At 63.8% G+C, this 8,819-nt stretch carries 8 protein-coding genes; 3 read left to right on the forward strand and 5 right to left on the reverse strand.

What is annotated here, in order from left to right; genetic code table 11:
- Positions 1 to 817, forward strand: an 817-nt coding sequence (locus tag DBR22_RS11290) for a sigma-70 family RNA polymerase sigma factor (protein ID WP_258229153.1), incomplete at its 5' end; no start/stop codon positions are given.
- A complete protein-coding gene (gene rsrA / locus DBR22_RS11295) occupies positions 814 to 1,074 on the forward strand; it encodes a mycothiol system anti-sigma-R factor (protein ID WP_108599095.1) in 261 nt (86 codons plus the stop codon). The genes DBR22_RS11290 and rsrA, both read left to right, overlap by 4 nt.
- 97 nt (positions 1,075 to 1,171) lie before the next feature.
- Here the strand turns inward: rsrA and DBR22_RS25225 are convergent, their stop codons facing one another.
- The 5 genes from DBR22_RS25225 to DBR22_RS11320 form a co-directional block, all read right to left on the reverse strand.
- The gene (locus tag DBR22_RS25225) at positions 1,172 to 1,246 is read right to left on the reverse strand and encodes a 50S ribosomal protein bL37 (protein WP_104061284.1); all 75 of its coding nucleotides are present in this window, start codon (positions 1,244 to 1,246) and stop codon (positions 1,172 to 1,174) included.
- A 106-nt stretch (positions 1,247 to 1,352) separates the two neighbouring features.
- A complete protein-coding gene (locus tag DBR22_RS11305) occupies positions 1,353 to 1,964 on the reverse strand; it encodes a PadR family transcriptional regulator (RefSeq protein ID WP_108599096.1) in 612 nt (203 codons plus the stop codon).
- Complete coding sequence (locus DBR22_RS11310) at positions 1,964 to 2,809, reverse strand: DUF4097 family beta strand repeat-containing protein (protein ID WP_108599097.1); 846 nt, start codon at positions 2,807 to 2,809, stop codon at positions 1,964 to 1,966. Before DBR22_RS11310 ends, DBR22_RS11305 begins: the two co-directional genes overlap by 1 nt.
- A 248-nt stretch (positions 2,810 to 3,057) precedes the next feature.
- Positions 3,058 to 3,657: a GDSL-type esterase/lipase family protein gene (locus tag DBR22_RS11315; RefSeq protein WP_108599099.1), complete on the reverse strand. Its 600-nt coding sequence runs from the start codon at positions 3,655 to 3,657 to the stop codon at positions 3,058 to 3,060.
- Between the two features lie 127 nt (positions 3,658 to 3,784).
- Entirely contained in the window at positions 3,785 to 7,573 is a 3,789-nt protein-coding gene (locus tag DBR22_RS11320; protein ID WP_108599098.1) for a multifunctional oxoglutarate decarboxylase/oxoglutarate dehydrogenase thiamine pyrophosphate-binding subunit/dihydrolipoyllysine-residue succinyltransferase subunit, read from the reverse strand.
- A gap of 481 nt (positions 7,574 to 8,054) precedes the next feature.
- Between DBR22_RS11320 and DBR22_RS11325 the strand changes: the two genes are divergently transcribed.
- The coding region (locus DBR22_RS11325; RefSeq protein ID WP_146187478.1) for a CNNM domain-containing protein at positions 8,055 to 8,819 on the forward strand (765 nt) is incomplete at its 3' end.

Consider the following 8,819-nt stretch of genomic DNA (forward strand, 5'->3'; position numbering starts at 1 on the left):
GTATGAGGCCTCCGGACGCGAAGCCAAAGCGAGCAACAACGCACAGCCCGAACCGGCTGGGCCGGTCGGGACTGAGCCTGGCGCTGCAGCGTCGAAGCCTGTAAAGCCCGAAACTGCGGAGCCGGAAACTGAAGAGCCCGGTTCGGGAGAGTCCGAAGCGGACGGGTCCGCTTCGGCGGAGCAGGCGGTTGACGTCGCCACCGAATCAACCGAGGAACGCCGGATCCGTTTTGAGCGCGATGCCATGCAGTACGTGGACCAGCTCTACTCGGCAGCCATGCGGATGGCCCGGAACCCCGCAGACGCGGAGGACCTGGTCCAGGAGGCCTACACCAAAGCTTTTTCCGCTTTCCACCAGTACAAGCCCGGGACCAACCTCAAGGCCTGGCTCTACCGGATCCTGACCAACACGTACATCAATCTTTACCGCAAGCGGCAGCGCGAGCCGCTGCAGTCAAACACGGACACCATTGAGGACTGGCAGCTCGCCCGGGCCGAGTCCCATACTTCGCGTGGGCTCCGGTCAGCTGAGGCGGAAGCGCTGGACCACCTGCCGGACACTGACGTCAAGCGCGCGTTGCAGGCCATCCCGGAGGAGTTCCGGCTGGCGGTGTACTTCGCTGATGTCGAGGGCTTCGCCTACAAGGAAATCTCGGACATCATGAATACGCCGATCGGCACCGTGATGTCCCGGCTCCACCGCGGCCGGAAAATGTTGCGGGACATGCTGGCGGAATATGCCGCCGAACGAGGATTCAAAGGTGCCGTCGAATCACAGGACACGGCCGCAAGTACAAAACAGGAGAACAGGAAATGAGCGACTGCCAAGGATTGGGCGACTGCGATGATACGCGGATGCAACGCATCTACGAGTACCTCGACGGGGCGCTGACCCGCGAGGACATCACGGAGATCAAGCACCACCTTGATGAGTGTCCTGACTGCACGGAGCAGTACGACCTCGAGTGCGTCATCCGCAAGGTGGTCAAGCGCTCATGTACGGAGGCTGCGCCGGAGAACCTGAAAAACGCCATCCTGGACCGGATCCACGCCATCCGGCCGGTGGACGCCTGAGTGGCCCGACACAGCAGCGTAGAACCAAAGACGAAGGACCCCGGAGGCCGTGTGGCTTCCGGGGTCCTTCGCTTAAACCAATATTCCAAGCTTTTGCTTAGGCGTTGGGGCGCTTGCCGTGGTTCGCGCCGCCACGCTTACGGTCACGACGTTTACGTGCACGTTTGCTCATAGCTGGCCTCCTTAAATGTTGGTACTCAAAAGAGCTGCCCTCAAGTCTCCCACACCATGGGACAGGCCGTGAAACCGGACGCGCCCGTTGACGGTTATGCGGCGGTTCAGTCCTGGAGTGAATTACGGATGGAGATGCGTGCCTGGTCAAGCACCGTTTTCACAGTCTCCAGGGTGACGGGGCTCAGCGGCTGCCGGCTGGCGTGCAGGCGCAGCTCGACCCGAAGATCGTCCCGGAAGGCCTGGAGCAGCATCTCGGCCTCTTTCAGCTCCCGGATTCCCTCCGTTGACTGCCGGCCCACGTTCCGGAAGTCCGCGGCCCGGGCCGTGGAACGGGCCGCTTCGGCTGTGGCTGCGAGGTCCGCCCGCAGCCCCCTCATGTTCGCCCGGATGTCTGCACGAAGATTATCGGCCAATCGGCGGACTGAGGCGGAAATGTCATTTTCGACGCCGGCGAGTTCGTCCCGGCGCTTGTTCAGTTCGGCGAGCCCGGCCTCAGTGATGCGGTAGTTGGTGCGGCGGCCGGCTGTCTCCGTGACCACCAGGCCCTCCTCTTCCAGTTTGCCCAACCTGGGATAGATGGTTCCAGCGCTGGGGGAGTAAGTGCCGCCGAACCGTTCGCTTAATGCTTTGATCAGGTCATAGCCGTGCTTGGGCCCGGACTCCAGCAGGGCCAGCAGGTAGAGCCGCAACGCACCATGCGCGAAGACCGGAGGCATCAGTAATCTGCTTCCGGTTCTCCGGTTTCCCCGTTCCGCGCCGGCTGGCCGTGGAAAATGGACGTCTTGCCGGACACGGAGTTGGTCCGGACCAGCATCAGCTTGCCGTCCGGTCCGGCGATCGTTTCCAGCTTGCCGCCGGGCTGGGTGTACTTCTGGTCGTCAATTACCACTACGCCGCCGCCTGCTGATTTCGCCACGATGTCCACCCCGACATCGTGGGGAAGCCGGATGGTGAGGTCTCCTGACACGGAGTTGGCCCCGAAGTCGTTGGTGAAGCTGAGCAGATCGAAACTCATGTCACCGCTGACCGTGTTGGCCCGGATGTTGCTGAACCGGCCCGACGCAGTAACCTCACCTGAAACGCTTTTGGCGGTGAGGACGCCCTCGTGGTTCCGGACAATGACTTCGCCGCTGACCGTGTTGACATGCAGATCCCCGGAGGTGCCGTCTGCCATGACCGAGCCCGAGACGGTATTAAGTCTGGTGTGGCCGCCGATGCCGGAAACCAGCCCGTCCCCGCTGACCGTGCCGGCTTCCACGTCCACTCCGGCCGGCAGGGCAATGCTGATGACCGCAGAGTTGTTGCTGTTGTGGTTGACGGTTCCCATCAGGTTCTTGAACCAGCCCTGCGGGCCGTGCAGCTGGTGGCGGACCTCCAGCCGGCCGTCCGTGAGCGATACTGCTACGGGGTCGCCCTGGACGTCAGTGATCTCCACCCGGACAAAGTCGTCGGAGTGGGTGACGACGTCGAACCTTCCGCGGACCATGCCAAGCTTCAGCGACTTGACGGCGTCGACATCGATGGTCTGTGGACCTGTGACGGTCCAGTTACTCTCCGGCATGAATCCTCCAAGCCCGCGATATATCGTGACTGATAACTCAAGATACAACGCAGCGCGGAGCGGGTCAAGATATATCGCGAGCCGACCGGGACGCTCTTTCACTTGATGCACGTTTTAAGGCAACGCTCTATCAGGGACTGCCAGAGGGTCGGTGGGAGACCTGCGGTGGGTGCCAGAGGGTCGGTGGATGACCTGCGGGGCGTGCCAGAGGGTCGGTGGGTGACCTGCGGGGAGTGCCAGAGGGCCGGCTACTCGGGGGTGGCCAGTCCCAGCCACTGGAACCAGCCCCGGTGGAGGACCAGCCAAGCCATCAGGCCGTAGCCGGCCTGCCCGGGAGAGCCGGCGTTCGCGGCCAGATCCTGGCGCCACTGTTCGTGGTTCAGGAGCGGGGAGAACGTGTCGACGTAAAGGTGCTTGCGCCGGGTGGTGACGTCCGCGAAGGCAGTGTTCAGTTCGGCGAGGCGGCGGTTCTGCTCCGGGTCGAGGGTGGGTGGCGGTCCCACGACAAACACCTCGATCCGGTTCTGCGAGGCGGTGTCGAGGATGTTGGCCAGGTTCAGTCGGCTCCGGGCAGTGGACAGGCCGTACTCGATGTCGCGTCCGGAGAGGCCGATCACCAGGCGGTTCTCGTGTTCGTTGCCGAACCGCCGCCCGGCTTCCTCCAGCCATCGTGCAGCCAGGCCTTCCGTTCCCTCCTGGGGACAGGGGAGGGCGTAGCTTTCCAGCGCCATGCCGTCCTGCGGAGTGCGGGCCAGTACACGGCCCAGCCAGCCGAGCGCCCTGGGGTCGCCCAGCCCGGCCAGCAATTCATCTCCTACAGCTGCGAGCCGCAGCTTCCTGTCTTCCACAAGTTCCTCTTTACGTCCGTGCCGGGTCAGTCCGAAGTCCACCCGGCGTGGCTATGGTTTATCCCATTAAACAGAACTGCCCGGCCGGAGTCTGGTATTTCGACGTCCGGCCGGGCAGCCACTATTACTACTTCCTCGCAAATGCCTGCTTCAGGAGCGAATCCTGCTCGGCTGCGTGCCGCTTCATGGAGCCGGCAGCGGTGGAGGCCGAAGCGGGACGCGACACCAGACGGACGTGCCGGTCCAGGGCGGCCGGGAGGTTGAGGCCCATAAACGGCCACGGACCCTGGTTCGCCGGCTCGTCCTGTGCCCAGACAACCTCGGCGTTCGGGTACTTGGCCAGTTCCGCCTCGATCTCCGCCTGCGGCAGCGGGTACAGCTGCTCCACGCGGACAATCGCTGTGGTCTTGTCATCGGTCTTCTGCCGCGTGGACAGGAGGTCGTAGTACAGACGGCCCGAGACCAGCAGTACTCGTTCGACGGCGTTGGCGGCCAACTGCTCGTGGTCGCCGATGACGGGACGGAAGGCACCGGTGGTGAAGTCCTCCACGGACGATGCGGCAGCCTTGAGGCGCAGCAGCTGCTTCGGCGTGAAAACGATCAGCGGCTTGCGCGGCCGGCTGTACGCCTGGCGGCGCAGCAGGTGGAAGTGCGATGCCGCCGTCGTGGGGTTGGCCACGATCATGTTCTCTTCGGCACACATCTGCAGGAAGCGTTCGATCCTGGCGGAAGAATGGTCCGGACCCTGGCCTTCGTAGCCGTGCGGCAGCATCAGGACCAGGGAGGAGCGCTGGCCCCACTTCTGTTCGGCCGAGGAGATGAACTCATCGATGATGGTCTGCGCGCCGTTGACGAAGTCACCGAACTGCGCTTCCCAGAGCACCAGGGCGTCCGGCCGCTCCACGGAGTAGCCGTATTCGAAGCCCATGGCCGCGTATTCGGACAGCAGGGAGTCATAGATCCACAGCTTGGCCTGGTTGTCCGAGAGGTGGCCCAGTGGCAGCCATTCGTTGCCGTTGGCGCGGTCGTGGAACACTGCGTGCCGCTGCACGAAGGTGCCGCGGCGCGAATCCTGGCCGGCGAGCCGGACGGGGACGCCTTCCATGATCAGCGAGCCGAAGGCTGCGATCTCGCCGAAGCCCCAGTCGATGCCGCCTTCGCGTGACATCTGGTCGCGCTTCTCAAGAAGCTGCTTGAGCTTGCCGTGGACGGTGAAGCCCTCGGGGATCTCGACGTGTGCCTGGCCGATGCGGGCCAGGGTCTCCACCGAAATAGCTGTCGACGCCGGGGCATTGGTGCCGGAATCGGACTGCTGGGCGATAGGACGCTCGAGGTCGGAGACTGCGGCGGAATCGGCCGTGATGATCGGGATCGGCGAGGTCTGCGCTGCGTGCGTCTCGGCGAACACCCGCTCCAGGCGTTCCTGGTAGTCGCGGAGCAGCTGCTCAGCTTCGTCTTCTGTGATATCGCCACGGCCGATGAGTGCCTCGGTGTACAGCTTACGGACGGAGCGCTTGGCTTCGATCAGGTTGTACATCATGGGCTGCGTCATCGAGGGGTCGTCGCCCTCGTTGTGGCCACGGCGGCGGTAGCACACCATGTCGATCACAACGTCCTTGTGGAAGCGCTGACGGAACTCGTAGGCGAGCTGGCCGATGCGCACCACTGCCTCGGGATCGTCACCGTTCACGTGGAACACCGGTGCCTGGATCATCTTGGCGACGTCAGTGGAGTACGTGGACGAGCGTGACGACGACGGGGCGGTGGTGAAGCCAACCTGGTTGTTGACCACCACGTGGATGGTGCCGCCGGTCCGGTATCCGCGGAGCTGGGACAGGTTCAGCGTCTCGGCAACCACACCCTGGCCCGCGAAGGCGGCGTCACCGTGGACCATGATGGGCAGGACCGGGAAGGCCTCACCCTGGTCCAGGCGGTCCTGCTTGGCGCGGACGATGCCCTCGAGTACCGAGTCCACAGCCTCGAGGTGGGACGGGTTGGCGGCCAGGTAAACCTTGGTCTCGTTGCCGTTCTCCGAGGTGAACGTGCCTTCGGTGCCGAGGTGGTACTTGACGTCGCCGGACCCCTGCACGGAGCGGGGATCCTGGGTGCCTTCGAATTCGCGGAACACCTGGGCGTAGGTCTTGCCGGCGATGTTGGTGAGGACGTTCAGGCGGCCGCGGTGTGCCATGCCGATCGCGACCTCGTCCAGGCCATCGTCAGCGGCGTCGGAAATGATGGCGTCCAGCAGCGGAATCAGCGACTCGCCGCCCTCCAGCGAGAAGCGCTTCTGGCCGACGAATTTGGTCTGCAGGAACGTTTCGAACGCTTCGGCCGCGTTGAGCCTGGAGACGATGCGCAGCTGCTCTTCACGGCTGGGCTTGGAGTACGCGTGCTCCAGCTGGTCCTGGAACCACTTGCGTTCCTCGGGCTCCTGGATGTGCATGTACTCGATGCCGGTGGTGCGGCAGTAGGCGTCACGGAGTACGCCCAGGATGTCGCGGAACTTGAGCATGGGTGCGCCGCCGAAACCGCCGGTGGGCCACTCGCGGTCCAGGTCCCACAGCGTCAGGCCGTAGGTGAGGACGTCCAGGTCAGGGTGCTTGCGCTGGACGTACTCCAGGGGATCGGTGTCCGCCATCAGGTGGCCGCGCACGCGGTAGGAGTGGATGAGCTGCTGGATCCGGGCGACCTTGTTGATCTGGTCAGCGGGATCGACCTGCAGGTCCGGGCTCCAGCGCACCGGCTCGTACGGAATGCGCAGCGACTCGAAGATTTCGTCATAGAAGTTCTGCGCGCCCAGCAGCAGCTGGTGGACCAGCTTCAGGAATTCGCCACTGCCTGCACCCTGGATGACGCGGTGGTCATAGGTGGAGGTCAGCGTGAGGACCTTGCTGATGGCGTTGTGCGCGATGATTTTCTCGCTGGCGCCCTGGAACTCTGCAGGGTAGTCCAGTGCGCCGACGCCGATAATGGCGGCCTGGCCTTTGGACAGGCGGGGTACCGAGTGGACCGTGCCGATACCGCCGGGGTTGGTCAGGGACACGGTGGTGCCCTGGTGGTCGTCCGCGGTCAGCTTGCCGGCGCGGGCACGCTTAATGAGGTCTTCGTAGGTGTGCCAGAATTCGGAGAAGTTGAGGGTCTCCGCCTTCTTGATGTTCGGAACCATCAGCAGTCGGGTTCCGTCAGGCTTGGGCATGTCGATGGCAATGCCGAAGTTCACATGCGCGGGCTGGACGGCTACGGGCTTGCCATCCACTTCGTCGTAGTAGACGTTCATCGACGGGAACTGCGACAGTGCCCGGATGACGGCGTAACCGATCAGGTGCGTGAAGGAAACCTTGCCGCCGCGTGCGCGGGCCAGGTTGGAGTTGATGACAACGCGGTTGTCGATCAGAAGCTTGGCCGGAATCGCCCGGACGCTGGTGGCGGTAGGAACCTCAAGGCTGGTGACCATGTTGGTGGCGATGGCCTTGGCGGGGCCGCGGAGGATGGAAACGACGTCCTCTTCCGGAGCCGTGGGTGCCTTGACGTTCTTGGGAAGCTGCGCCGGGATCGGCGGGGTTCCGGCGCCCGGCTCGGTCTTCTTCGCGCCATCGCGGGCGACCGTAGCGGGAGCCTTCTTCAACGGCGCCGCGGCAGGTGCCGGGGCGGCCTGCGGCGGTGCGGATGCAGCAGCGGGAGGGGCTGCAGGAGCCGGCGGCACCGCCGGCATCTCACGGGTAGCGGGGTTGGCTACGGCAGCAGCCGTGCTTCCGTTGGTAGAAGATCCGCTGCCTGAGTCGAAGGATTCGAACAGGGGCCACCACTTGGCATCCACGGTGTTCTTGTCCTTTTGATACTGCTCGTACAGTTCATCGACGAGCCACTCGTTTCCGCCAAATTCCTCGGGTAGACGGTGGCTAGGCTGCTCTGGCACTTGAAATACGCCTCTTCCATGAGTTTGATTTCTCTCTGGTCAACAAGGTGCCTCAGCACAACATTCGAACCAGTCTCTGCGTCCTCTGAACCCAGACCTTTGCCAGTCTAATGAGCATCATGTGTTAACTGCCAATAAGGGTGACCCAAATCATGGAATGACGCGAAGATGCCCATTTATGGCAGTCAACCAGTGAGTCCGGGCCGTGCCGCGGAGGCGTTTTCACAGGCGCCGACGGGCCAATCTGCTCCTGTAGACTGGGATTCTTATGGACAGTAAATCTAGGTGCCGGCCTGGGGGCTGTCAGCGGAGCAAGAACAACAGCGCCGCCCAGTCCACCCGCAGAGCCGGCAAACCCCGAACACGCGCCCATCACTCTCCCTTGGTTCACCCCGGCGGAGCCTCTATGGAGAAAGCCCCGGCAGACCATCCTCCGCCTGCCCGCATTCCCCGGACTCCGTCCATTTGGGCGGGATGCTGAATGGAGTGGATACTCCTCGCGGCAGGCCTCCTGCTGATCGCCGGCACGGGATTTTTTGTGGCCGTCGAATTTTCCCTCATTGCCCTTGACCAGGCCACCGTGCAGCGCGCCATCGACAACGGTGACACCGGCGCTGTACCGCTCCTTAAGTGCCTGAAGTCCCTCTCAACCCAGCTTTCCAGCTGCCAGCTCGGCATCACCCTCACCACGTTGCTGACCGGTTACGTGATGGAACCGTCCGTGGGGCGGCTCCTGGAAGGCCCGCTGGCCGCCGTCGGGATTCCGGAAGTAGCCGCGGCATCTGTCTCCCTCGTCATTGCCATGGCGCTGGCGACGCTGCTGTCCATGCTCCTCGGCGAACTGGTGCCGAAAAACATGGCCATCGCCCTCTCATTCCAGGTAGGCAAGGCGCTCGCACGGCCGCAGCTGGTCTTTACGGCGATCTTCAAGCCCGCCATTGTGGTGCTCAACGGGTTCTCCAACAAGGTGCTCAATGTCTTTGGCCTTGAGGCCAAGGAAGAAATTTCCGGTGCCCGGACGCCCGCCGAACTTGCCTCTTTGGTGCGGCGTTCCGCCGCCATGGGAACGCTCGACGCCGGCACCGCCAACTTCGTGGCGCGGACGCTGAACTTCTCGGCACGAACGGCCGCCGACGTCATGACGCCCCGGATCCGGGTCGAAACCATCGACGCCGACCAGCCCGTCTCCGAAATCCTGGACGCCGCCCGGCGCACCGGGTACTCAAGGTTCCCCGTGATCGGGGAG

Source organism: Arthrobacter sp. HMWF013 (assembly GCF_003061105.1).
Taxonomy (GTDB): domain Bacteria; phylum Actinomycetota; class Actinomycetes; order Actinomycetales; family Micrococcaceae; genus Arthrobacter.

Bases quoted from the DNA above. Each gene is read 5' to 3' on its own strand.
- rsrA (WP_108599095.1), top strand. From the start codon at position 814: ATGAGCGACTGCCAAGGATTGGGCGACTGCGATGATACGCGGATGCAA.
- DBR22_RS11305 (WP_108599096.1), bottom strand. From the start codon at position 1,964: ATGCCTCCGGTCTTCGCGCATGGTGCGTTGCGGCTCTACCTGCTGGCC.
- DBR22_RS11310 (WP_108599097.1), bottom strand. From the start codon at position 2,809: ATGCCGGAGAGTAACTGGACCGTCACAGGTCCACAGACCATCGATGTC.